Origin of the sequence: Allorhizobium paknamense, from assembly GCF_030815125.1 — a bacterium.
Lineage (GTDB): Bacteria > Pseudomonadota > Alphaproteobacteria > Rhizobiales > Rhizobiaceae > Allorhizobium > Allorhizobium paknamense.
In genome coordinates this window covers 178,944-204,134 of the sequence record NZ_JAUSWH010000007.1, presented here as the reverse complement: position 1 = coordinate 204,134, position 25,191 = coordinate 178,944, and the positions used below count along the sequence as shown (strand labels likewise).

General features: G+C 62.2%; 17 protein-coding genes. 13 read left to right on the top strand and 4 right to left on the bottom strand.

The features are described 5' to 3' along the window. Nucleotides 1-2: 2 nt before the first annotated feature. Nucleotides 3-1,346: an LLM class flavin-dependent oxidoreductase gene (locus QO005_RS12990; protein ID WP_307158462.1), complete on the top strand. Its 1,344-nt coding sequence runs from the start codon at nt 3-5 to the stop codon at nt 1,344-1,346. Between the two features lie 17 nt (nt 1,347-1,363). Here QO005_RS12990 and QO005_RS12985 read toward each other — a convergent pair whose 3' ends face one another. Together QO005_RS12985 and gshB are read right to left on the bottom strand one after the other, a co-directional pair. Next, nucleotides 1,364-2,143 carry a cyclase family protein gene (locus QO005_RS12985; protein ID WP_307158461.1) on the bottom strand — a complete coding sequence of 260 codons (780 nt, stop codon included), beginning with the start codon at nt 2,141-2,143 and terminating at the stop codon, nt 1,364-1,366. A 34-nt stretch (nt 2,144-2,177) separates the two neighbouring features. Then, nucleotides 2,178-3,128 (bottom strand): glutathione synthase, encoded by a 951-nt coding sequence (gene gshB, locus QO005_RS12980; RefSeq protein ID WP_307158460.1) that lies wholly within the window; start codon nt 3,126-3,128, stop codon nt 2,178-2,180. A 364-nt stretch (nt 3,129-3,492) separates the two neighbouring features. On the opposite strand from gshB, the gene QO005_RS12975 reads away from it, so the two are divergent. The 5 genes from QO005_RS12975 to QO005_RS12955 all read left to right on the top strand — a co-directional run bounded on the left by QO005_RS12975 (nt 3,493) and on the right by QO005_RS12955 (nt 13,141). After that, nucleotides 3,493-4,920: a mannose-1-phosphate guanylyltransferase/mannose-6-phosphate isomerase gene (locus QO005_RS12975; protein WP_307158459.1), complete on the top strand. Its 1,428-nt coding sequence runs from the start codon at nt 3,493-3,495 to the stop codon at nt 4,918-4,920. Nucleotides 4,921-5,036: 116 nt separating this feature from the next. Next, a complete protein-coding gene (locus tag QO005_RS12970) occupies nt 5,037-8,363 on the top strand; it encodes a transglutaminase family protein (protein WP_307158458.1) in 3,327 nt (1,108 codons plus the stop codon). 4 nt (nt 8,364-8,367) lie between these two features. Next, complete coding sequence (locus QO005_RS12965) at nt 8,368-10,800, top strand: circularly permuted type 2 ATP-grasp protein (protein WP_370878064.1); 2,433 nt, start codon at nt 8,368-8,370, stop codon at nt 10,798-10,800. A gap of 18 nt (nt 10,801-10,818) precedes the next feature. Beyond that, the gene (locus QO005_RS12960; protein ID WP_307158457.1) at nt 10,819-11,697 is read left to right on the top strand and encodes a transglutaminase family protein; all 879 of its coding nucleotides are present in this window, start codon (nt 10,819-10,821) and stop codon (nt 11,695-11,697) included. Nucleotides 11,698-11,881: 184 nt separating this feature from the next. After that, nucleotides 11,882-13,141: a TadE/TadG family type IV pilus assembly protein gene (locus tag QO005_RS12955; RefSeq protein WP_307158456.1), complete on the top strand. Its 1,260-nt coding sequence runs from the start codon at nt 11,882-11,884 to the stop codon at nt 13,139-13,141. A gap of 34 nt (nt 13,142-13,175) precedes the next feature. On the opposite strand, the gene QO005_RS12950 is transcribed toward QO005_RS12955, so the two are convergent. Beyond that, complete coding sequence (locus QO005_RS12950) at nt 13,176-14,084, bottom strand: LysR family transcriptional regulator (RefSeq protein WP_307158455.1); 909 nt, start codon at nt 14,082-14,084, stop codon at nt 13,176-13,178. A gap of 220 nt (nt 14,085-14,304) precedes the next feature. Between QO005_RS12950 and QO005_RS12945 the strand changes: the two genes are divergently transcribed. Continuing rightward, the gene (locus QO005_RS12945; RefSeq protein ID WP_307158509.1) at nt 14,305-15,237 is read left to right on the top strand and encodes a ring-cleaving dioxygenase; all 933 of its coding nucleotides are present in this window, start codon (nt 14,305-14,307) and stop codon (nt 15,235-15,237) included. A 116-nt stretch (nt 15,238-15,353) separates the two neighbouring features. Further along, complete coding sequence (locus QO005_RS12940) at nt 15,354-15,983, top strand: alpha/beta hydrolase (protein ID WP_307158454.1); 630 nt, start codon at nt 15,354-15,356, stop codon at nt 15,981-15,983. Nucleotides 15,984-16,017: 34 nt separating this feature from the next. On the opposite strand, the gene QO005_RS12935 is transcribed toward QO005_RS12940, so the two are convergent. Further along, on the bottom strand, nt 16,018-17,028 hold the full coding sequence (locus QO005_RS12935) for a cation diffusion facilitator family transporter (RefSeq protein ID WP_307158453.1): 1,011 nt from the start codon (nt 17,026-17,028) through the stop codon (nt 16,018-16,020). Between the two features lie 155 nt (nt 17,029-17,183). Here QO005_RS12935 and QO005_RS12930 point away from each other — a divergent pair, with 155 nt between their 5' ends. The 5 genes from QO005_RS12930 (at nt 17,184) to glgA (ending at nt 25,188) form a co-directional block, all read left to right on the top strand. Beyond that, nucleotides 17,184-17,612 (top strand): MerR family transcriptional regulator, encoded by a 429-nt coding sequence (locus QO005_RS12930; protein ID WP_307158452.1) that lies wholly within the window; start codon nt 17,184-17,186, stop codon nt 17,610-17,612. Between the two features lie 161 nt (nt 17,613-17,773). After that, nucleotides 17,774-20,236, top strand: a complete 2,463-nt coding sequence (locus QO005_RS12925; protein ID WP_307158451.1) for a glycogen/starch/alpha-glucan phosphorylase — start codon at nt 17,774-17,776, stop codon at nt 20,234-20,236. Continuing rightward, nucleotides 20,236-22,455, top strand: a complete 2,220-nt coding sequence (glgB, locus tag QO005_RS12920) for a 1,4-alpha-glucan branching protein GlgB (RefSeq protein ID WP_307158450.1) — start codon at nt 20,236-20,238, stop codon at nt 22,453-22,455. Before QO005_RS12925 ends, glgB begins: the two co-directional genes overlap by 1 nt. Nucleotides 22,456-22,485: 30 nt before the next feature. Continuing rightward, the gene (gene glgC, locus QO005_RS12915) at nt 22,486-23,748 is read left to right on the top strand and encodes a glucose-1-phosphate adenylyltransferase (RefSeq protein WP_307158449.1); all 1,263 of its coding nucleotides are present in this window, start codon (nt 22,486-22,488) and stop codon (nt 23,746-23,748) included. 3 nt (nt 23,749-23,751) lie between these two features. Further along, nucleotides 23,752-25,188: a glycogen synthase GlgA gene (gene glgA / locus QO005_RS12910; RefSeq protein WP_307158448.1), complete on the top strand. Its 1,437-nt coding sequence runs from the start codon at nt 23,752-23,754 to the stop codon at nt 25,186-25,188. The last annotated feature ends 3 nt before the right edge of the window (nt 25,189-25,191 follow it).

Here is a 25,191-nt window from a genome sequence, read left to right as displayed (position 1 = left end):
CCATGGCACGCACCGACAAACTCAAGCTTGGCACCTTCGTTTATACCTTCGGTTTCAATCCCGCCGCCTGGCGGCACCCGGATGCCGATGTTCACGGCGCAAACCGCATCGACCATCTGCTGAACGTCGCGAAAATCTCGGAAGCGGCGAAGTTCGATTTCATGTTCCTGGCGGATTCGCCCGCCGCCGCCGTTGGCGATGCCGATGCGCTGGCGCGGTCGCCGACCAAGATGAACCGCTTCGAGCCGCTGTCGCTGATCTCTGCGCTGTCGGTGCTGACTAAGCGGCTGGGATTCGTGGCCACCGCCTCCACCTCCTATTACGAGCCCTATAATATCGCCCGCATCTTCGCCTCCATCGACCATCTGAGCGGCGGGCGGGCCTGCTGGAATGTCGTGACCTCAGACCATGACGAGACCGGCTATAATTTCGGCTTCGAAGGCCTGCCGCCGCATGCCGAGCGCTATGAGCGCGGCTCCGAATTCGTGGATGTGGTCTTTGGCCTCTGGGACAGTTTCGAGCCCGACGCGCTGATTCTCGACAAGGAAAACGGGCTCTATCACGACAAGACCAAGCTGCATGTGCTGAACCACAAGGGCAAGCATTTTAAGGTGCGCGGCCCGCTGAACATCGCCGCCAGCCCGCAGGGGCGTCCGGTCATCGCCCAGGCCGGCGGCTCGGAAGCGGGCATGGAGCTTGCCGCCCGCACCGCCGATATCGTCTTCAGCCTTGCCTCCAACCTGGAACGCAACAAGGCCTTTGCCGAGAATATCAAGGGCCGCATGGCCCGCTTTGGCCGCAAACCCGCCGACCTGAAGATGATGCCGGGCGTGGTGATCAATGTCGGCGAGACCAAAGCCGAAGCCGAGGCCAAGGTGAATTTCCTGATCGACAATCTACACCCGGATGTCGGCCGCTGGATGCTGGGCGAATTCCTGGAAGCCGATCTTTCCGGCGTGCCGCTGGACCAGCCCTTTCCGCTGGAACGCCTGCCTGCCGAGCCGAAGGGGTCGAAAGCGATGTTCGAATGGCTGAGGGACTTCATCATGGAAGGTCATAGCGTCGGCGAACTCATCCGTTTCTACGCGGAAAAAAGCACCGGCAACGGCATTACCGGCACGCCGACGGAGATCGCCGATTTCATGGAGGAATGGTTCGAGGCGGGTGCCGCCGATGGCTTCATCCTGATGCTGCCGACGCTTCCGGCCAGCCTCAACGATTTCGTGCGGCTGGTCCTGCCGGAACTACGCCGCCGCGGCCTGTTCCGCGACGACTATGAAGGAGAGACGCTGCGCGCCAATCTCGGGCTTTCCACCCCCGTCAACCGCTATGCGGCGAAGGGATAGAGATCGCCCTCAAGTCATCACGCCTCGTCGAAAATCGCCACCGCACGGGTCCAGCCTGCGGAGGCGGCCTTGATTTTCACGGGGAAGCAGGAAATCTCGAAGCCGGTGGCGGGAAGCTGGTCCAGATTGGCCAGCTTTTCCAGATGACAATAGCCGATATCGCGCCCGGCCTTGTGGCCTTCCCAGATCAGTGAGGCATCCTGTGTCTGGTGATAGCGTTGCAGCGTGGCGGAAAAGGGAGCGTCCCAGCTCCAGCCATCCGTGCCGGTCACGCGCACGCCGCGCTCCAGCAGATAAAGCGTGGCCTCACGACCCATCCCGCAGCCACGGCCGAGATAATCCGGGCGGCCATAGGCGGCGCCTGCCGCCGTGTTGACCACGACGATATCGAGCGGTTGCAGCACATGGCCGATGCGGGCCAGTTCCTGCTCCACCTCGGCGGCGCTCACGACATGGCCATCCGGCAAATGCCGGAAATCCAGCTTCACACCGGGGCGGTAGCACCAGTCCAGCGGCACTTCATCGATGGTGATGGCGCGCTTGCCGCCATCCATGGTCGAATGATAGTGCCACGGCGCATCGAGATGCGTGCCGTTATGCGTGGTAATCCGCATCTCCTCGATGGCCCAGCCCTCGCCATCCGGCAGATCCTCCGCCTTCAGCCCGGCAAACATGCCGACAATATCCTGGGCGCCCGCTGCATGATCGCGATAATTGATCGCAGGCCGCATGGGCGGCGGATCGGCAGGCGTGTCATTGTCGATGGCAATGGAAAGGTCAACCAGGCGGCGCGGCATGAAAACTCCTCCAGAATGTTTTTAAAAAAGCCCTTTATCGTCCGGCGGCGACCTTCGCCTCCAGCACATCCCATACCCTGGCCGCTACATCCGGGCCGCCCAGGCGCTTGACGGCGCGAATGCCGGTGGGCGCGGTGACGTTGATTTCCGTCAGACGCCCGTCGATAACGTCGATCCCGACGAGGATCAGACCTTTTTCCTTCAGCTTCGGCCCGAGGCGAGCGCAGATTTCCCGTTCCTTCTCCGTCAGTTCCGCTTCGCGGGCAGCCCCGCCGCGCACCATGTTGGAGCGCAGATCGCCTTCCTGTGGCACACGGTTGACGGCACCGGCAAATTCGCCGTCCACCAGCAGGATGCGCTTGTCGCCATGCTTTACATTCGGCAGGAATTGCTGGATGACCCAGGGTTCCTTGAAGGTGGCGGCGAAGAAGTCATAGAGCGAGCCGTAATTCAGATCGTCGCTGGTGATGCGGAACACTGCCGCCCCGCCATGACCGAACAGCGGCTTCATGACGATATCGCCATATTCGGCGCGGAACAGGTCGATTTCGGCGCGGTCGCGGGTGATCAGCGTCGGGGGCATGAGATCGGCGAATTCGGTGACGAAGAGTTTTTCCGGCGCGTTGCGCACCTCGGAGGGATCGTTCACCACCAGCGTCTTCGGGTGGATCTTTTCCAGAATATGCGTGGCGGCGATGTAGGCGAGGTCAAAGGGCGGGTCCTGGCGCATCAGGATCACATCCATCTCCGCCATGTTGACGCGCTGCTTTTCGCCCAGCGTGAAGTGGTTGCCCTTTTCGTCGCGCACCGCTACCGGCTCCACGGCGGCAAAGACCTCATCGGCCCGCATGGCCAGCCGGTCGGGCGTATAATGATAAAGCGCGTGGCCGCGCGCCTCAGCCTCCAGCATCATCGCAAAGGCGCTGTCGCCGGTAATGTTGATGGAGGCAATATGGTCCATCTGGACCGCAACTTTCAGAGCCATGGGCATCTCCTGAACCGGCTGGGAACGGTCTCCCAGCCGCCGTTTGACTGGACAAGGTTCTAGAAGGTTTCAACAGGCAAGGGAAGCGCTGGAGCATTTCCAGGAAAAGTGCAGTTGCGGTTTTCCGTCCGGAAATGCGTAGAAACAAAAGCTTAGAGCATGTCCGGTGAACCCGTGTTCACCGGACATGCTCTAGACAGCCGCCACTCCCCCATCCGCCCTTAACCGCTTTGCGTGATTGGCAAGGCCGGGGGTTGGACTGGCTTTGAAAACATGCAACAAACCCGGTGCTCAGGTTCGGAGGTCTGTCCGGGGCCAGTAGGCTCACGCGGCCAGCCTCCGCTTTGAACGGAAAGGACCGAACATGACCGAGAAGATCGTGCCCGTCATCATGGCAGGCGGCAAGGGAACGCGGCTTTGGCCCCTCTCGCGCGCCACGGCGGCCAAGCAGTTTCTCAAGGTCGTGGGCGATGAAACGCTGTTTCAGTCCACCCTGTCGCGGGTATCGGACAGCAAGGTTTACGAAGCACCGCTCGTCGTGACCAATGAGGAGTTTCGCTTTCTCGTCGCCGAACAGGCGCGCGAACAGGGTGTCGCCCTTTCCGGCATCGTGCTCGAGCGCACGGCCCGCAACACCGCCGCCGCCGTCGCGGTGGCCGCCCGCGTCGTGGCCGATCGCTTCGGGCCGGAAGCGCGGATGCTGCTTTTGCCGTCCGACCACGCCATTACCGTCAATGACACCTATCGCGACTGCATCGGCAAAGCGGCGGAAGCAGCCCGCGCCGGAAAGCTGGTAACCTTCGGCATCACCCCCACCGAACCGGCCACCGGCTATGGTTATATCGAGCGCGGCGCCGAACTCGGCAATGGCGTGCACGCCGTCAGCCGCTTCGTGGAAAAGCCGGATGCCGAACGCGCCGAACAATTGCTGGCCTCCGGCAATTATGACTGGAATTCCGGCATGTTCCTGTTTTCCGCCGGGGCGATCATCACCGAGCTGGAGCGCTACGCCCCGGACGTGATGGCAGCCGCCAGCGCCGCCGTCGCCAAAGCAACCCGCGATTTCGACTTCATCCGCCTCGATGCGGCAGCCTTTGCCGCCGCACCATCGATTTCCATCGACTATGCGGTGATGGAAAAGACGCCGAACGCCGCCGTCGTTCCCGCACCGATCATCTGGTCCGATCTCGGAAGCTGGGATGCGGTGTGGAAGATTGGCGACAGCGACGGGCAAGGCAATGTCGTCAAGGGCAATGCCACCGTGCATGACACCCGCAATTCGCTGGTGGTCTCGCGCCACAATCACCTTGCCGTGCAGGGCATGGAAGGGGTGGCGGTGATTGCTTCGGAAGATGCCGTTTTCGTCGGACGGCTCGACAATGCCCAGGCCGTCGGCGCGCTGGTGAAGACGCTCGCCGCTGACCGGAAAACAGCCAATCTCACCGAGACCCACCCGACGTCGCTGCGCCCCTGGGGCGGCTACACCTCGATCCTGAACGGCGACCGCTTTCAGGTGAAGCGGCTTTTCGTGCATCCGGAAAAGAAGCTGTCGCTGCAGAAACATTTCCACCGCTCCGAGCACTGGATCTGCGTGAAGGGCACGGCGGAAGTGACCATCGACGACAAGGTGATGATCCTGCACGAGAACCAGTCCGTCTACATCCCGCAAGGGGCAGTGCACCGGCTGAGCAATCCCGGCAAGATCCTCCTGGAGATGATCGAAATCCAGACCGGCTCCTATCTGGGCGAGGACGACATCGTGCGCCTTGTCGATGAATTCGGCCGGGCCTGATCCAACACTTTCGGCGGGACTGATATTCATCAACCCCGCCTTGCTTTCTTCTGCCGCATTGCACAAGATCAACCCCGATAACAGAAGACTGTCCGCAATGACGGACGAGGGGTTCCATGGCAATCAAGGCAAGCATTTATCACCTGACCCATTACATCTACGACAAGCCGATCCGGCTCGGCCCGCAGATCATCCGCCTGAAGCCCGCGCCGCATTCGCGCACCAAGGTTCTCAGCCACGCGCTGAAGGTTTCACCCGCCAATCATTTCGTCAATTTGCAGCAGGACCCCTACGGCAATTATCTGGCCCGCTTCGTCTTTCCCGAGCCGGTGACGGAACTGAAGATCGAAGTCGATCTCGTCGCCGACATGACGGTCTATAACCCCTTCGACTTCTTCACCGAGGAAGAGGCGGTGAAATGGCCGTTCAGCTACGCCGCCGAGATTGCCGAGGATCTGGCGATCTACCGCAAGCCGGAGCCGGACTGCCCGCTGCTCGATGACTATATGAAGACCATCGACCAGACGCCGGGCCAGGGCACGGTGGACATGATCGTCGGGCTGAATGCCCGGCTGCAGCGGGAAATCGGCTATGTCATCCGCATGGAGCCCGGCGTACAGACGCCGGACGAAACGCTGGAAAAGGCCAAGGGCTCCTGCCGCGATACAAGCTGGCTGCTGGTCAATCTTCTCAGGCGTCTGGGTTTTGCCGCCCGCTTCGTCTCCGGCTATCTCATCCAGTTGACGCCGGATCTGAAGGCGCTGGACGGGCCCTCGGGTACGGAGGTGGATTTCACCGACCTCCATGCCTGGTGCGAAGCCTATATTCCGGGGGCGGGCTGGATCGGGCTCGACCCGACCTCCGGCCTTTTGACGGGCGAGAGCCATATTCCGCTGGCCGCCACGCCGCATTACCGCAATGCCGCGCCGATTTCCGGCGGTTTTTTTGGCGAGGTCAAGACCGATTTCGCCTTCGACATGCAGGTGAAGCGGGTGGCCGAGCATCCACGCATCACCAAGCCCTTTTCCGATGACAGCTGGGAGGCGCTGAATGCGCTGGGCCAGAAGGTGGACGCCGAATTGCAGGCGGGCGACGTGCGCCTCACCATGGGCGGCGAGCCGACCTTCGTCTCCATCGACGATTTCCAGTCCGACGAGTGGAACACGGCCGCCGTCGGCCCGACCAAGCGCGCCAAGGCAGACCAGCTGATCCGCCGCCTGCGTCAACGCTTCGCCCCCGGCGGTTTTCTGCATTACGGTCAGGGCAAGTGGTATCCGGGTGAAAGCCTGCCGCGCTGGACCTTCTCGCTCTACTGGCGGCGCGACGGTCTGCCGGTCTGGCAGAACCCCGATCTGGTGGCGCTGGAGGACAAAAATTATCAGGTCACCCACGAGGATGCCGCCAAGCTGCTGCAAGCCATTGCCGTGGAACTGGATCTGGAGCCACGCTATGTGATGCCAGCCTATGAAGACCCGGCGGAATGGATCGTCAAGGAATCCAACCTGCCGGAAAATGTCGATCCGGCCAATTCAAAGCTCAAGGATGCGGAAGAGCGCAACCGCATCGCCAAGGTGTTTTCCAACGGGCTGACCACGCCTTCCGGCTATGTGCTTCCCGTTCAGGCCTGGCAGGCGCGGATTTCCGGCCGCACATGGGTCAGCGAGGTGTGGAGCACGCGGCGCGGACGTATCTACCTCGTGCCGGGCGACAGCCCCGTGGGCTATCGTTTGCCGCTGAATTCGCTCCCCTATATTCCGCCCGCCTGGTATCCCTATATCAACCCCGCCGACCCGACGGTCGAGCGCCCGCCGCTGCCGGATTTTTCCACGGAAAAGGGCCGGGTGATGCCGGAGCATTCCTTCCAGGCCGATATTACCCAGCAGAACCGCATGCAGCAGTCCTATCAGGAGATCGGCGGCCATGTGCGCACCGCGATTTCCGTGGAAGTGCGCGACGGGCGGCTTTGCGTCTTCATGCCGCCGACGGTGACGCTGGAGGATTATCTCGATCTGCTCGCCTCTGCCGAGCGGGCGGCGGCGGCACTTTCGCTGCCCATCCATATCGAGGGCTATGCGCCGCCCCATGACGAGCGGCTGAATGTCATTCGCGTCGCGCCCGATCCGGGCGTCATCGAGGTCAACATCCACCCGGCGCACAACTGGCAGGATTGCGTGGACATCACCACGGCGATCTATGAGGAGGCCCGCCAGACGCGGCTGGGTGCCGACAAGTTCATGATCGATGGCCGCCATACCGGCACCGGCGGCGGCAATCACGTCGTGGTCGGCGGGGCCAACCCCAATGACAGCCCCTTCCTGCGCCGTCCGGACCTCCTGAAAAGCCTTGTGCTGCACTGGCAGCGCCATCCCTCGCTCTCCTATCTGTTCTCCGGTCTGTTCATCGGCCCGACCAGCCAGGCGCCGCGCATCGACGAAGCCCGCCATGACAGTCTCTATGAGCTGGAAATCGCCATGGCGCAGATCCCGCTTCCCGGGCAAGGCGCGCTCCCGCCCCTGCCCTGGCTGGTGGACCGGCTGTTCCGCAATCTGCTGGTGGACGTGACGGGCAATACCCACCGCTCGGAAATCTGCATCGACAAGCTGTTTTCGCCGGATGGACCAACGGGGCGGCTTGGCCTTGTCGAATTCCGCGGCTTTGAAATGCCGCCGAATGCCCGCATGTCGCTGGCGCAGCAACTCCTGATCCGGGCGCTGATCGCCCGGTTCTGGAAAAACCCGATCACCGGCAATTTCGTGCGCTGGGGGACGGCGCTGCATGACCGCTTCATGCTGCCGCATTATGTCTGGCAGGATTTTCTGGAGGTGCTGGCCGATCTCAAGGATCACGGCTTCGATTTCAAGCCGGAATGGTTTGCCGCGCAGCTGGAATTCCGCTTCCCCTTCTTCGGCGAGGTGGAATACGAAGGCTCGAAGCTCGAACTCAGGCAGGCGCTGGAGCCCTGGCATGTCATGGGCGAACAGGGCGCCATCGGCGGCACGGTGCGCTATGTGGATTCCTCCGTCGAGCGGTTGCAGGTGAAGCTCGAAACCGGCAATCCCGAGCGCTTTGCCGTGGCCTGCAATGGCCGCCGCGTGCCGCTGTCGCGCACCGGCGTCAACGGTGTGGCCGTCGGCGGGGTGCGTTACAAGGCATGGCAACCGGCGTCCGGCCTGCATCCGGTGCTGCCCGTCAACACACCGCTAACATTCGATGTTTATGATCTATGGACGGGACGGGCGATCGGTGGTTGCATTTACCATGTCGCCCATCCCGGCGGTCGAAATTACGATACTTTCCCTGTGAACGGTAATGAAGCGGAAGCCCGGCGGCTTGCACGCTTCGAACCATGGGGCCATACAGCCGGTTCATACCCGCTCTGGCCGGAAAGCGTGTCACCGGAATTTCCGCACACGCTGGACCTGAGGCGGCCGCAAGGATTGTGAGACGATGACGAAGAGCCCGGCGGCAGATGTGCCAGTGGCAGAGGTGATGGAGCCATCAGCGGAGGTGCGCAAGACCTTCGCCGCGGATTATCGCGTTCTGCCCGGCGCCGCCGATGAAATGCTGGATGCGGAAGGCCGCATCCGTCCGGTCTGGCAGAATTTCGTCGCAGCGCTCGACCGGCGCACGCCCGAGGAATTGCAGGAACGCTTTGCCCGCGCCGACCGCTATCTGCGCGATGCCGGGGTATTTTACCGAGCCTATGGGGCGGATGCGGGCGGCGGCGACCGCGCCTGGCCTTTCTCGCATATTCCGGTGCTGATTTCCGATGCCGAATGGCAGGGGCTGGCCCGGGGCCTCGTGCAGCGGGCCGAACTTCTGGAGCGGGTCGTTGCCGACCTCTACAGCGACAACCGGCTGGTGCAGGAGGGTTTCCTGCCGCCGCAGCTGATTGCCTCCAACAGCGAATTCCTGCGGCCCCTGGTGGGGGTCAAGCCTGCAGGCGGCCATTACCTGCATTTCTGCGCCTTCGAGATCGGCCGCGGACCGGACGGCAACTGGTGGGTGCTGGCCGACCGCACCCAGGCCCCCTCGGGCGCAGGTTTTGCCCTGGAAAACCGCGTGGCGACGGCGCGCGCCTTTTCCGACATCTATGCCGAAACCCATGTGCACCGCCTTGCCGCCTTTTTCGGCGCGTTTCGCGATGCGCTGCAGGGCCTGAAGCAGACCAGCGACGAGCGCATTGCCGTGCTGACGCCGGGTCCGGCCAACGAAACCTATTTCGAGCACGCCTATATCGCCCGCTATCTCGGCATCATGCTGCTGGAAGGGGAAGACCTGACGGTGGTGGGCGGCAAGGTGATGGTGCGCACCGTGGCCGGGCTGAAGCCGGTGAGCGTGTTGTGGCGGCGGCTCGATGCCTCCTTTGCCGATCCGCTGGAACTCAACCAGATGAGCCATATCGGCACGCCGGGCATGGTGCAGGCGCTGCGCAACGGCGCGGTGAGCTTCGTCAATGCGCTCGGCTCCGGCATTCTCGAAACCCGGGCGCTGCTCGCCTTCCTGCCGACGCTTTGCCGCCACCTCCTGGGCGAGGAACTGCTGCTGCCCTCCATCGCCACCTGGTGGTGCGGCCAGAAGGCCGAGCGCGAGCATGTGGCGCGCAATATCGAGAAAATGGTGATCGGCCCGGCCTATTCCCGCCAGCCCTTCTTCGATGACAACCGCCAGTCGGTGCTGGGGGCATCGCTCAGGAGCAATGCCCAGCGATCCGTGGTCGGCTGGCTGGAAGGCGAAGGCGGCAGGCTGGTGGGCCAGGAGGCGGTGACGCTGTCCACCACCCCGGCCATGGTGGAGGGGCGGCTGCAGCCGCGCCCGATGAGCCTGCGCGTCTTTGCCGCGCGCACGCGGGACGGCTGGCAGATCATGCCCGGCGGCTTTGGACGCATCGGCAGCGGCGATGACGTGGCCGCCATTGCCATGCAGGCGGGCGGCTCGGCGGCGGATGTGTGGATCGTCTCCGACAAGCCGGTGGAGCGGATCACGCTTTTGCCGCCGGAAGAGCAGTTTACCCGCAACATGCCGGGCAGCCTGCCAAGCCGCGCTGCCGACAATCTCTACTGGCTCGGCCGCTATATCGAGCGGGCGGAAGGCGCGCTGCGCATCCTGCGCGCCTGGAATGCCCGCTTTGCCGAAACGGCGGACCCGAAACAGCCGCTGCTCGCCTATGTCAGCCAGTATCTGGAAGCGCTGGACATCAAGACGGAAAAGGGCGTGCCGGAAAGCCTGATCGCCAATATCAACAGCGCCGTCTATTCCGCCAGCAATATCCGCGACCGTTTTTCGCCGGATGGTTGGCTGGCGCTGAACGATCTCGCCAAGACCGCGCGGCGGCTGCATGAAAAGGTCAAGCCCGGCGACGATGCAGCCCATGCCATGACGATTCTGCTGCGCAAGCTCGCGGGCTTTGCCGGTCTGGTGCATGAAAACATGTATCGCTTCACCGGCTGGCGCTTTCTGACGCTGGGCCGCATGCTCGAACGCGGCCTGCACATGACACGGCTGCTTGGCCATATGACCGGCGAGGACGTGCCGGACGGCGCGCTCGACATGCTGCTGGAAATCGGTGACAACGTCATGACCCACCGCCGCCGCTACAATGTCAACACCGCGCATCTGACGGTCACGGATCTTCTGGCGCTCGATCCGCTCAACCCGCGCTCGATCCTCTTTCAGTTGAACGAGATTCGGGCGGAGGTGGAGCAATTGCCGAATGCGCAGATCAATGGCCAGATGTCGCCCTTCTTCCGCGAGACGATGCGGGTGCAGGCAAGCCTTGCGGTGATGACGCCGGAGGGGCTGGACCGGGATTTCTACCAGAAGCTGGAGCGGGAGCTGGAAAAGCTCTCCGACCTCATGGCCAATACCTATCTCGGCTGAGAGGAGACGAACCGGCACATGCTTTACGACCTCTCCCTTCACATGGGTTACAGCTATGACGTGCCGGCAGCAGGCGGGCGGCATATCCTGCGCATCATGCCGCTCTCGCTGCCGGGGCGGCAGAGATTGATTGCAGGTTCGATCACCATCGACCCGGCCCCGCAAGAGCGGGCGAATTTCAACGATTTCTTCGAGCATCCGGCCATCACCTTCGCCTATCGCTCATCGCATGAGAAGCTGGATATCCGCATGCAGGCCCGCATCCAGGTGGAGCCGCAGGCGATGACGGCGGATCTCTCGCCGCTCCTGGCAAGCCTTGGCGCGGAGCTTGCCGCTGTCTGGCAGCTCGATGCGCAATCGCCCCACCATTTTCTCGGCCCCAGCCCGCGCCTTGGCCTCAATCCGGAGATTGCCGCCTATGCGCGCGAGCAGATCCGCCCAAGCCTGACGGTGCGGCAGATTGCAGAGCTGCTGAATGCCCGCATCCACAAGGATTTTACCTATGATGCCAAGGCCACGACGGTGGATACCGGCGTGGCCGATGCCTTCAAGCTGAAGCGCGGCGTCTGCCAGGATTTTTCGCATGTGATGATTCTCGCGCTGCGCAGCCTCGGCATTCCCGCCGGCTATGTCAGCGGCTTCCTGCGCACCATTCCGCCGCCCGGCAAGGAGCGGCTGGCAGGCGCCGACGCCATGCATGCCTGGGTTCGGGTCTGGTGCGGAAAATCCACCGGCTGGCTGGAATTCGATCCCACCAATAATATTCCCGCCGGCACCGATCATGTCGTGGTCGCCTATGGCCGGGACTATTCCGACGTCGCGCCGGTGATCGGCGTGCTGCGCAGCTATGGCAGCCACAGTACAATCCAGGCGGTTGATCTCATTCCACTGAAATAAAGTCGGGATGAAGCGAACCCAATGTGGGATTGTTCGCAATTTTAGGAATTTGATTAAGCCGACTGCAATATATGCAGACTAGCTCTACAGCAGGACGCAGCGGACATTCGGCAGCACATGAGGTGCTGTTCAGCCGCTCGCGGAGAAGACCGCGGCGTAATAGTCGCAGCTGTTGAGGACGGTCATGACGACGCTTTCGAATGCGATGGCAGCATTTCGGCATTTTCTACGCGACAGAAGCGGCAATTTCGGCCTGATGACCGCGCTTCTCCTGCCGGTCTCCGTCGGCGTCGCAGGGCTGGCCATGGATGTCACGAAAATGGTGCAGATCAAGAGCTTGCTCCAGAACTCGGTGGATGCCGCAGCGCTTGCCGCCGCCTCGGCCATGAGCAAGGGCATGAGCCAGGACGATGCGATGAAACTGGCGCAGTCCTTCATCTCCTCGCAGATGGCCAACGGTCTGGTGAAAGACAACGATCAGGATGCGTCCGAGCAACTGGCCAAGGACCTGAACGCCATCGGCACGGTCAATACCACAACCACCTCCTCCAGCAGCGCCACCTATGACATCGCGCTCACGGGAAGCTATACGCTGGCCATGAACCCGCTTTCCCAGGTCATGGGCTGGACGAGCGTCACCATCACCGCCTATGGCAAGGCGGAAGCCGCCAAGCAGGTGGACCAGAAGGCGCTGTCTCTCTACCTCGTGCTGGACCGCTCCGGCTCCATGTCCTTCGTTACCGATACGGTGGATAGCAGCCGCAGCTCCTGCCAGAACTATACCGAATCCAACTGGAGCAAATATCCAAAACTGGCGGCAACCTCGCCCTGCTATGTCAACAAGATCACCTCGTTGAAAACGGCGGTGGCCTATATGGCGCAGACACTGAATGCCGCCGATGCGACCTATACCGCCTCTGGCTCGCCCTCGTCCAAACTGGTCCGCGTTGGGGCCGTGGCCTATAATTCCTCCGCCTTCACGGCACAGTCGGTTGCCTGGGGCACGGCCTCGGCCAACACCTATGTGCAGAACATTCCGACCTATCCGACCGGCGGCACCGATGCCCGCGGCGCACTGACCATTGCCTATGACGCGCTGAAGTCCGCCAACACCACGGAGGCCACCGCCCATACCGGCGCGGGAGTGGCCAATTTCGACCGCTACATCATCCTGATGACCGATGGCGAAATGACTGGAAGCTCCTCAAGCTGGAGTTCCAGCATCGATTCGGCGGTGCGCACCCAATGCGCCACCATCAAGGCGGATGGCATCCAGATCTTTTCCGTCGCCTTCATGGCGCCGACCCGGGGCAAGTCGCTGCTCAGCGCCTGCGCCAGCAGCAGCGCCAATTATTACGAACCGACCACCATGGCGGGCCTTGTCGCGGCCTTTGGCGACATTGCCCAGAAAGCCACCACCAGCGATACGCGCCTGACGAATTGATACCAAGGCTCGAAGCCTTGCCTTCTGGGCGGTTTCAGCCGATCTGAAACTGGCCTGACATACCCTCGATCAGCGGGCGCAGCGGCACGAGTTCGGCGGCAATGAAATCCATGAAGACGCGGATTCGCGGCGCGTGGCGGATATCCTGATGGGTGAGCAGCCAAAGCTCGGCGGCATAATCACGAACAGGATCAGAGAGCCGGGCAAGGCCCGGGCGGACATCGCCGATAAAGCAGGGCAAATGGCCGATGCCGATACCCGCCTCCACCGCTTCGGCCAGCGCCAGAACCGAATTGGCGCGGTAGACCAGCCGCTCCGGCTGAAGCTGGCGGGTATCGCGCACCACCTTCAGCGACGCCATGTCTTGCGACAGCGCCACCCAATCTGCCGTATCGATGAAAGCCTCCCCCCTCGCCTGCCGATCCTGCCCCCGGCCGTAAAGCGCCCAGGCAATGGAACCGATGCGACGGCCCACCAGCGTTTCGGGCGGCGTATCGGTGGCGCGGATCGCGATATCGGCATCCCGGCGCGAGAGATTGAGGGCTGAATTGCCGATGACCACATCCAGGCGGATAGCCGGACAGGTGGCGCGGAACCGGTAAAACAAGGGCGTCAACAGATGCATCAACAGACTGTCGGCGGTTGCCACGCGGATTTCACCGGCTGGCGCAATTTCCTTGCCGGTCAGACGCCGCTCCAGCCGGTGCACCTCGCTATCGATGCGTTCGGCGGCGGCCAGCACCTCTTCCCCGGCAGGCGTCAGGTCATAACCGCCACGGCGCCGCTCGAAAAGCGGAGTGCCGAGCGCCCTCTCCAGCGCACCAAGACGGCGGAAAATGGTGGAGTGATCCACCTGTAGCGCTGCCGCCGCCCCCGCCATACCCTTTGCTTCGGCCACGGCCTTCACCAGACGCAGATCATCCCAGGCAAGCGGCTTTGACATCGAACCTCCATCTTTCCTCTACGCAAGGTGACAAAAGCCATTGCAAAGTCAAGCTTGCATTTATGCAAGCTAAATGACGTGCAAAGCGGCGGGAATGCGCCTACATCTTGCTCATCGGAAGCGGGACGGACAGTTCCACTTCAAGAAAATCAAAGAGTTATCATAGGGATTGGACGCTGCCGCACACGCCCCAGCGCCGCTGTCTCTGAAAAGGAGAACGATCATGGCAAACGGCATTCATCACGTCACCGCTATTGCAGGTCCGGCCAATCGCAACCTGGATTTCTACACACGGGTGCTGGGCCAGCGCTTTGTCAAGAAGACGGTGAATTTCGACGATCCCGGCACCTATCACTTCTACTTCGGCGATGAGGCCGGCCAGCCGGGAACGATCATGACCTTCTTCCCCTGGGAACATGCCGCACCGGGACGGCTCGGCATCGGCGAAACCCAGGAAACCACCTATCGGGTGCCGAAGGCGTCGCTCGGTTTCTGGATGCATCGCTTCGTGGAAATGGGCGTGGTGCATGAGGGGCTGGAACAGCGCTTCGGGGAAACCGTGCTGCCCTTCAAGGACCCGGACGGCATGCGCCTGTCGCTGGTGGGCATTGAGGGCATCGAAAGCGAAGCGGCCTGGACGGTGGATGGCATTCCGGCAGAGCATGCCTTGCGCGGCTTCCAGGGCGTAACCCTACTGCTCGACAAGATCGAGGCCACGGCGGCCATCCTCACCGACGTCTTCGGTTTCGAGAAGATCGGCACCCAGGGCACCGTCACCCGCTACAAGGCGCCCGGCATCGAGATCGGCGGCATTGTCGACCTCCGGGCCGCCGGTGAATTCCTGCCTGCCCGTCCGGGCGCAGGCTCGGTGCATCACGTGGCTTTCCGCGCCGCCAATGATGCCGAGCAGGCCGCCCTTGCCGACAAGCTGCGCAAGGATTACCGCATCCAGACCACGGAACAGAAGGATCGCGATTATTTCCGCTCCGTCTATTTCCGCAGCCCGGGCGGCGTGCTCTTCGAAATCGCCACCAACGATCCGGGCTTTGCCGTGGACGAGCCTGCCGACCAGCTGGGTCAGGCGCTGAAACTGCCGAAGGGTCTGGAACCCTATCGCGACCGGATCGAGCAGGTTCTTCCGGAACTCGCCTGATCGCCCGGCCTCCACTCTCAACAGGAGTGGAGGCCGCTCTTTTCCCTCTCACAGCCCGCCGATCGCAAATCCGTCATTCGCTTCTGACGACCGGGCATGATTTCGAGGAGATTTCCATGAGCCTCTCCACCACCGATCTCGGCTTCGTCCATCGCTTCGTTCCCGGCACGGACAAGAGCCGTGCGCCGCTTTTGATGCTGCATGGCACGGGCGGCGACGAAAACGACCTTTTGCCGCTGGGTGCGCGGCTGAGCCCGGGTGCCGCACTTCTGTCGCCGCGCGGACAGGTGCTGGAACAGGGCATGCCGCGCTTCTTCCGCCGGCTGGCCGAAGGCGTTTTCGATGAAGCGGATCTGAAGGCCCGCGCCGCCGATCTGGCACGCTTCATTGCCGCTGCCCGCGAAGCCTATGGTCTTGCAGCACCGATTGCGGTGGGCTTTTCGAACGGCGCCAATATCGCCGCCGCCCTGCTGCTTCTGCATCGTGAGGCGCTGGCCGGGGCCGTGCTGCTGCGCGCCATGGCGCCGCTTGCCGAACCGCCGGTCTCCAGAGAAAAAGGCGTGCCGGTGCTGGTGCTGTCTGGCCTGATGGACCCTATCGTTCCGGCGGACAATGCCGGGCGGCTGGTGCGCGCGCTAGAGGGTGCCGGTCACAGCGTCACCCAGGAGATCCTGCCCGCAGGTCACAACCTGTCGCAGGCCGATCTGACGCTGTCGGCGGAATGGCTGGAGCATTTTCGGCAATGATCTGATTTAATCAGATCTGCACCCTAAACGCCGTTCAAATGACGTGATCGGGTGCGAGCCTGCATGCCATCTCACCGGTCTCGATCTGCAAGGTGGCGTGATCGATGCCGAAACGGCGGAGCAGTTCATCCTGCACCTTATCCAGAAACGCATCGGCGGAGCCCTGATGCTCCGGCATCACCAGATGCGCCGTCAGCGCCGTCTGCGAGGTGCTGATCGGCCAGATATGCATGTCGTGCAAGGCGCTCACTCCCGGCAATCCGGCAAGAAAAGCGCGCACCGCCGCCGCATCGACGCCGGAGGGCACGGCCTGCAAGGAGAGCGCCACACTGCCCTTCAACAGGCCCCAGGTGCCGATGAAAATCACCACGACGATGACAAGGCTGACCGCCGGATCCACCCAGCTCCACCCCGTATAAATGATGAGAAGACCGGCAATGACCACGCCCGCCGAGACGGCGGCATCCGCCATCATGTGCAGATAGGCGCCGCGAATATTGAGGTCGTGCTTGCTGCCGGATGCAAACAGCCAGGCCGTGATGCCATTGACGAAAATGCCGATCCCGGCCACGATCATCACCGTCACCCCCTCAACCGGGGCGGGCTCGTAAAACCGATGCACCGCCTCCCAGGCAATGGCGCCGATGGCGACCAGAAGCAGCATGGCATTGACCAGCGCCGCCAGGATCGAGGAGGCGCCAAGCCCATAGGTGTAGCGCGCCGTCGGCAGGCGTTTGCCAAGCGCCACGGCAACCCAGGCCACGATCAGGCCCAGAACGTCCGACAGGTTATGCCCGGCATCGGCGAGCAGCGCGGTGGAATTGGCATAAAAGCCATAGCCTGCCTCGGTGGCGACGAAAACGATGTTGAGCGCAATGCCGATGGCGAAGGCCCGGCCAAAACTTGCCGGGGCATGCCCATGGCCGAGGCCGCCATGGGAATGGCCATGGTGGTCATGATGGTGGTCGTGGTGGTCATGGCCGTGATGGGCATGCCCGGCATGGGGATGCCCAACATGGGAATGACGGTGATTTGAAATGGACATAAAGCCCTGCTCCCTGGCTGGCCGGCCTTCTCTCAAGCATTTCCGGACGGAAAACCGGTATCCATTTTTCTCGGGACAATGCTCAAGGGAAAACAGCCTCGTGACTTTTCGGGCTTGGACATTACAGTCTCCAGTGACTGGAGGATCAAGAGCCAATGACAAATTTTTCCATTGGAACGCTGGCGCGCCAAAGCGGCATCAAGGTGACGACCATCCGCTATTACGAGGAAACCGGGCTGATGCCGCCAGCAGAGCGGGCCGAAAACCATCGCCGCATCTATGGCCGGCAGGATGTGGAACGGCTGAGCTTCATTCGCCATGCCAGGGAGCTGGGCTTCGACATGGAGGCGATCCGGGAAATGCTGGCGCTTTCGGCGGAGCCGGACCGGCCCTGCGCCGAGGTGGACGCCATTGCCCGCAAGCATCTGACGGCGGTGGAGGAACGGATTGAAAGGCTCGAACGGCTGAAAGCGGAACTCGTCCTCATGCTGGGCGGTAGCGGGCATGGGAAAGTGGGAGAGTGCGGCATCCTGCGAGGTCTTGCCGACAGTTCCCACGATCACGGACGTCTGCATGACCCCTGAACACCCGCCCTGCCAGGGACTGCCGCAAGCATCGCCCGGTCATGGCTGAAATCGGCTGTTGCAACTCACCTGCAACGATGCATAGAGTGCTCATGAGGCCACAAGCCGGGATGAACCGGCAGAGGCCAGGCTGAACTCCTTCCATTTTTCAAGGCTTTGTCGTGACCCAGTCCATCAGCAAGACAGATCTCCCGCTCCCGAGCCCCCGCGTTTCCGATCCGCAGGCACTGGCCGCCGAGATCATCGAAAGGCTGACCTACAGCATCGGCAAGGATGCCAAGGTCGCCCAGCCGCATGACTGGCTGACCGCCACCATCTATGTGGTGCGCGACCGGATCATCGACAAATGGATGGAAAGCACCCGCGCCACCTACGCGGCCAATGCCAAGCGCGTCTATTATCTTTCGCTGGAATTCCTGATCGGTCGGCTGATGCGCGACGCCATGTCCAATCTCGGGCTGATGGAGGAAATCCGCGAGGCGCTGACCTCGCTTGGCGTCGATCTTGCCGTCATCGCCGGTCTGGAGCCGGATGCCGCACTTGGCAATGGCGGCCTTGGCCGTCTGGCCGCCTGCTTCATGGAGAGCATGGCCACCGTCAACATCCCCGCCTATGGCTATGGCATTCGCTACGTGCACGGGCTGTTCCGCCAGCAGATGGCCGATGGCTGGCAGGTGGAACTGCCGGAAACCTGGCTGGCCCACGGCAACCCCTGGGAATTCGAGCGCCGCGAAAGCGCCTATGAAATCGGCTTCGGCGGCGGTGTCGAAACGCTGACGGGCAGCAATGAAGAGGTGCGCCATGTCTGGAAGCCGAGCGAACGGGTGATTGCTGCCGCTTATGACACGCCGATCGTCGGCTGGCGCGGCGAGCGGATCAATACGCTGCGCCTCTGGTCGGCCCAGCCGATCGACCCGATCCTGCTCGACGCCTTCAATGCTGGCGATCATATCGGGGCGCTGCGCGAGAGCAACAAGGCCGAATCGCTCACCCGCGTCCTCTATCCGGCGGATGCGACGCCAGCCGGTCAGGAATTGCGGTTGCGGCAGGAATATTTCTTCTGCTCCGCCTCGCTGCAGGACATTCTGCGCCGCCACCTGCAACAGGGCAATACGCTGACGGACCTGCCGGAAAAGGTGGCGATCCAGCTCAACGACACCCATCCGGCGGTGTCGGTGGCGGAACTCATGCGGCTTCTCACCGATATTCACGGCGTGGATTTCGATACCGCCTGGGAAATCACCAAGGGCACCTTCTCCTACACCAACCATACGCTTTTGCCGGAAGCGCTGGAAAGCTGGCCGGTGCCGCTGTTCGAGCGCCTTTTGCCGCGCCACATGCAGCTCGTCTACGCCATCAATGCCAAATGTCTGGTGGAAGCGCGCAAGCAGAAGAATTTCTCCGACCGGGAAATTGCCGCCATCTCGCTGATCGACGAAAGCGGCGAGCGGCGGGTGCGCATGGGCAATCTCGCCTTCATGGGCTCGCATTCGATCAACGGCGTTTCAGCACTCCACACCGAGCTGATGAAGGAGACGGTGTTTGCCGACCTGCACAAGCTCTATCCAGACCGTATCAACAACAAGACCAACGGGATTACGCCGCGCCGCTGGCTGCTGCAATGCAATCCGAAGCTGACCAGCCTGCTGCGCGAGGCCATCGGCGACGGTTTCATGGATGACGCCGAGACGTTGAAAAGCCTTGACGGCTTTGCCGGTGACAGCGCCTTCCGGGACAAGTTCGCCGCCGTCAAACGCGCCAACAAGGAGGCGCTTTCCAATCTGGTGGCGAGCCGCATGGGCATTCGCCTCGATCCGTCGGCCATGTTCGACATCCAGATCAAGCGCATTCACGAGTACAAGCGCCAGCTTCTGAACATTATCGAAACCGTGGCGCTTTACGACCAGATCCGCTCGCATCCCGAGCGTGACTGGGTGCCGCGCGTCAAGCTCTTCGCGGGCAAGGCCGCGCCGAGCTACCACAATGCCAAGCTGATCATCAAACTCATCAACGACGTGGCGCGGGTGATCAACAACGATCCTTCCGTGCGCGGCCTGCTGAAAGTGGTATTCGTACCCAATTACAACGTCTCCCTGGCGGAGGTCATGGTGCCCGCCGCCGATCTCTCGGAACAAATTTCCACCGCCGGCATGGAAGCCTCCGGAACCGGCAACATGAAATTCGCGTTGAACGGTGCCTTGACCATTGGCACGCTGGACGGCGCCAATGTGGAAATGCGCGACCACGTCGGGGAGGAGAATATCATCATCTTTGGAATGACGGCGGAACAGGTCGGCAAGGTGCGGGCGGAAGGACACAATCCCCGCGCCATCATCGAAGCCTCCCGCGAGCTGTCGCAGGCCTTGTCGGCGATTGCCTCGGGCGTCTTCTCGCCGGACGATCGCAGCCGCTTCTCCGGCCTTATCGACGGGCTCTACAATCACGACTGGTTCATGGTGGCGGCGGATTTCGATGCCTATGCCAAGGCCCATCGCGATACGGACCAGCTCTGGACCGACAAGGCCGCCTGGAATTCCAAGGCCATTCTCAACACGGCCCGCATGGGCTGGTTCTCCTCCGACCGGACGATCAGACAATATACGGCTGACATCTGGAGAGCCTGATGAAAAAAAACGCCCCTGAGGGCGAGACCGGCGCACGCGCCGCCGTCGCGCCTGTTCCCCCGGCTGCGGAAATCGAGGCGCTGCTTTCGGGCACGCATACCGATCCGTTCTCCGTGCTGGGCGCCCATGAGACGGCGGAGGGTTTTGTGGCGCGCGCCTTCATTCCCGGCGCGGAACAGGTGACGGCACTGACGCTGGACGGCGCCATTGCCGGAGAGCTGGCGCTTGTTCACCCCGATGGCTTCTTCGCCGGGCCGGTGGCGCTGAAGACCTATCAGCCGCTGCGCTACCGCGCCGAGCGCGGCGATGTGGAATGGTCGGTGACCGACCCCTACACCTTCTGGCCGGTGCTGGGGCCGATGGACGATTATTTCGTCCGCGAAGGCTCGCATCTCAGGCTGTTCGACAAGCTCGGCGCCCATCCCATGAAGCATCAGGGGGTGGATGGTTTTCATTTCGCGGTCTGGGCGCCCAATGCCAAGCGGGTCTCGGTGGTTGGCGATTTCAACGATTGGGATGGTCGCCGCCATGTGATGCGGCTGAGGCGCGATACCGGGATCTGGGAAATCTTCGCGCCGGATATCTCGGCAGGCTCGGCCTACAAGTTCGAAATCATCGGCCCGGACGGCACGCTCATGCCGCTGAAGGCCGATCCCTTTGCAAGGCGCAGCGAGCTTCGCCCGCAGACCGCCTCCGTCACCGCCGCCGAACTTAAGCCGAAATGGGAAGATGACGCCCATCGCGCCCATTGGGGCAGCATCGACAAGCGCCGTCAGCCCATCTCGATTTATGAAGTCCATGCTGGCTCCTGGCAGAAACGCGCCGATGGCACCTTTCTAAGCTGGGACGAACTGGCCGATACGCTCATTCCCTATGTCGTGGACATGGGCTTCACCCATATCGAATTCCTGCCCGTCACCGAACATCCCTACGATCCCTCCTGGGGCTACCAGACCACCGGGCTTTACGCGCCGAGCGCCCGCTTCGGCGAGCCGGAGGGCTTTGCCCGCTTCGTCAATGGCTGCCACAAGGTCGGCATCGGCGTCATTCTCGACTGGGTTCCGGCGCATTTTCCAACCGACGCCCACGGTCTGCGCTGGTTCGACGGCACCGCACTTTACGAGCATGAGGACCCGCGCAAGGGCTTCCACCCCGACTGGAACACCGCGATCTACAATTTCGGGCGGGTGGAGGTGCTCTCCTATCTGGTCAACAACGCGCTCTACTGGGCAGAGAAATTCCATCTCGACGGGCTGCGCGTCGATGCCGTCGCCTCCATGCTCTATCTCGATTACTCCCGCAAGGATGGCGAGTGGATTCCCAACGAATATGGCGGGCGGGAAAACCTGGAATCGGTGCGTTTTCTCCAGCGCATGAACCAGGAAGTCTATGCCGCGCACCCGGAAATCATGACCATTGCGGAGGAATCCACCTCCTGGCCGAAGGTGTCGCAGCCGGTGCATGAAGGCGGGCTCGGCTTCGGCTTCAAGTGGAACATGGGCTTCATGCACGACACGCTGAGCTATTTCGCCCGTGATCCGGTGCATCGCAAATATCACCACCAGGAAATCACCTTTGGGCTGATCTACGCCTTCAGCGAGAATTTCGTGCTGCCGATCTCCCATGACGAGGTGGTACATGGCAAAGGCTCGATGATTGCCAAGATGCCGGGCGACGACTGGCAGAAATTTGCCAATCTGCGCGCCTATTACGCCTTCATGTGGGGCTATCCGGGCAAGAAGCTGTTGTTCATGGGCCAGGAATTCGCGCAGTGGAGCGAATGGAGCGAAAGCCGCCCGCTGGACTGGAACCTGCTGCAATACCGCATGCATGAAGGCATGCGCCGGCTGGTGCGCGACCTGAACTACACCTATCGCAGCAAGGCGGCGCTGCATGCGCGCGATTGCGAGGGCGAAGGCTTCGAATGGCTGATCTCGGAAGACATGGAGCAATCGGTCTTTGCCTGGCTGCGCAAGGCGCCGGGCGAAAAACCGGTTGCGGTGATCGCCAATCTGACGCCACTTTATCATCCGCAGTATGAAATCTCGCTGCCGGCGGCGGGGCGCTGGCGGGAGATCCTGAACACCGATGCCGATATTTACGGCGGCAGCGGCAAGGGCAATGGCGGCCGCGTGGACGCCGAAGCAGCGGAAGGAGGCTGGGCAAGGGCCAGCCTGTCGCTTCCGCCGCTGGCGGTGATCATGCTGGAACTGGAATAGATCGAGAAAGGCTTGCGGGAGGATGAGCGCATGACGGAAAAGAGGATCCAGCCACTGTCGCGAGACGCGATGGCCTATGTGCTGGCGGGAGGGCGTGGCAGCCGTCTGAAGGAACTGACCGACCGACGCGCCAAACCCGCCGTCTATTTCGGCGGCAAGGCGCGCATCATCGACTTCGCCCTGTCGAACGCGCTGAATTCCGGCATTCGCCGCATCGGCGTCGCCACCCAATACAAGGCGCATTCGCTGATCCGCCACCTGCAGCGCGGCTGGGATTTCTTCCGCCCGGAGCGCAATGAAAGCTTCGATATCCTGCCCGCCAGCCAGCGCGTGTCCGAAACGCAATGGTATGAAGGCACGGCGGATGCCGTCTACCAGAACATCGACATCATCGAGCCCTATGCGCCGGAATATATGGTGATCCTGGCGGGCGACCATATTTACAAGATGGACTATGAACTCATGCTGCAACAGCATGTGGATTCCGGCGCGGATGTCACCATCGGCTGCCTGGAAGTGCCGCGGCTGGAGGCCACCGGCTTCGGGGTCATGCATGTGGACGACAAGGACCGGATCATCGATTTCATCGAAAAGCCCGCCGATCCGCCCGGCATTCCCGGAAACGAGGCCATGTCGCTTGCCTCCATGGGCATCTATGTCTTCCACACGAAATTCCTGATGGACTGCCTGCGACGCGATGCGGCAGACCCGAATTCCAGCCGGGATTTCGGCAAGGACATCATCCCCTATATCGTGCAGAACGGTAAGGCGGTGGCGCACCGCTTTGCCAATTCCTGCGTGCGCTCCGATTTCGAGCGCAAGCCCTATTGGCGCGATGTCGGCACGATCGATGCCTATTGGCAGGCCAATATCGACCTGACGGACATCGTGCCGGAACTCGACATCTACGACAAATCCTGGCCGATCTGGACCTATGCCGAGATCAACCCGCCCGCCAAGTTCGTGCATGACGACGAGGGCCGCCGTGGGTCGGCCATTTCCTCGCTGGTCTCGGGCGATTGCATCATTTCCGGCTCGGCGCTTTATCGCAGCCTGCTGTTTACCGGCGTCAGGGCCAATTCCTATTCCCGGCTGGAAGGCTGCGTCATCCTGCCCAAGGTCACCGTCGGGCGGCATGCGCGCCTCACCAATGTGGTGATCGATCACGGTGTCACCATTCCCGAGGGGCTGATCGTCGGTGAAGATCCGGAAATCGACGCCAAGCGCTTCCGCCGTTCGGAAAACGGCATTTGCCTGATTACCCAGGCGATGATCGACAAGCTCGGCAGTTGATCGATGAAGGTTCTGTCCGTCGCATCGGAAGTCTATCCGCTGATCAAGACCGGGGGCCTGGCCGATGTGGCGGGCGCCCTGCCGATCTCGCTGGACAAGCTGAAGGTAGAGACCCGCACCCTGCTGCCCGGCTATTCCAGAGTTCTGGCGGCGCTCGACAGAGTTGAGCCGGTGCTGGACTTTGCCGATCTCCTGGGCGAGCAGGCAAGGCTTCTATCGGCCCGCCATGCCGGGCTGGACCTGCTGGTGCTGGAATGCCCTGCCCTTTACGAGCGCGACGGCGGACCCTATCTCGGCCCGGACGGCAAGGACTATCCCGACAACTGGAAACGCTTCGGCGCGCTGTCGCTGGCCGGGGCGCGGATTGCGCAGGGGCTGATACCCGGCTGGAAGCCGGATCTCGTGCATGTGCATGACTGGCAGGCGGCGCTGGTGCCGGTATTTATGCGCTATGCGCTGGAGCCGGAAATTCCTTCGCTGATCACCATCCACAATATCGCCTTCCAGGGCCATTTCGGCCCGGACGTGGTGGCCGCCCTCGGACTTCCACCCCATGCTTTCGGCGAGGCGCTGGAATATTATGGCGGCACCTCCTTCCTGAAGGGCGGGCTGGTGACGGCGCATGCGCTGAGCACTGTCAGCCCGTCCTATGCCGAGGAAATCCTGACACCGGAATTCGGCATGGGGCTGGAGGGGGTGATCGCCAGCCGCGCCGATGCCCTCTATGGCATCGTCAACGGCATCGACACCGATGTCTGGAACCCCGCTACAGACAAGGACATCGCCGGCACCTATGCCCCGGCGACGCTGAAGAAGCGGGCCGCCAACCGCCTGAAACTGCAAGAGCATTTCGGACTGGAGCAGGACGGACGGCCAATCTTCTCGATTATCTCCCGCCTGACCTGGCAAAAGGGCATGGACGTGCTGGCGGAGGTGGCCGACGATCTGGTGGCCGATGGCGGTTCGCTGGTCATTCTGGGCTCGGGTGATGCGGAACTGGAAACGGCGCTTCAGGCGGCCGTCAGCCGCCATCCCGGCCGGATCGGCATGCAGATCGGCTATAACGAGCCGCTCTCGCATCTGATGCAGGCAGGGGCCGATGCCATCGTCATTCCCTCGCGGTTCGAGCCCTGCGGGCTGACGCAGCTTTACGGCCTGCGCTATGGCTGCGTGCCGGTGGTGGCGCGCACCGGCGGGCTCAACGATACCATCATCGATGCCAATGAAGCGGCCCTTGGCGGTGCCGCCGCTACGGGCATTCAGTTCACCTCTGTCTCACGCCAAGGCTTGCGTCAGGCGCTTCGCCGGGCCATACGTCTCTTCCACGACACAAAAACATGGCAACAGATCCAGAAGCAGGGCATGAAAACCGACGTATCCTGGAGCTTGAGCGCCAGGCGCTATGTCGACCTCTATAACCGCCTCCTCGAAAAAGGCTGACAA